General features: G+C 64.9%; 1 protein-coding gene. It reads right to left on the bottom strand.

The window, feature by feature from the left end; genetic code table 11:
- Nucleotides 1–14: 14 nt before the first annotated feature.
- Nucleotides 15–386: a DUF427 domain-containing protein gene (locus tag U9977_RS21250; RefSeq protein WP_322751047.1), complete on the bottom strand. Its 372-nt coding sequence runs from the start codon at nucleotides 384–386 to the stop codon at nucleotides 15–17.
- Nucleotides 387–518: the final 132 nt, after the last annotated feature.

Genomic DNA, 518 nt, shown 5'->3' with positions numbered 1-518 from the left:
GCGTTGGGGGCGTATCAGCGCCCCTGTTGCAGAACGCCGTCGACATACGTATCCGTCCTGCGGAAGGCGATGAGGCCGGCAATCGGCTGACCGTCGGGCAGTGGCGCCGGGTACGACCACGCATGGTCCCGGTACAGCTGACCGTTGACCCGTACCGACCAGTACTCGGCGGTGCCCTTGTGTGGGCAGTGGGTGATCGTGTCGCTCGGTTCGAGCAGCTCCATCCGTATGTGCGCCTTGGGTAGGTAGTAACGCACCGGTGCACCGGTTTCGAGGAGGAGCCGGGGACCGCTCGACTCGGCGATGGTGACACCGTCGAGGTCGATGCGCAGGTGTCCGGGGTTCGGCAACGGTTCGATCCGGATGTGTTGTCCTTCGTTGTCCATGTCAGACCTCACTGTTCATCGGGGGCTGGTCATGTCGGGTGGCCGGTCCTCGGCTTGGTAGACGGTGGGTCAGTTGACGGCGGGTCAGCCGCTGGAACTGCCGGTGACCAGCGCCCGCTTACCCTGCAACTG

Source organism: Protofrankia sp. Cas8, assembly GCF_963555845.1.
Classification (GTDB): Bacteria; Actinomycetota; Actinomycetes; order Frankiales; family Frankiaceae; genus Protofrankia.
This window is presented reverse-complemented; position numbering and strand designations above follow the sequence as displayed.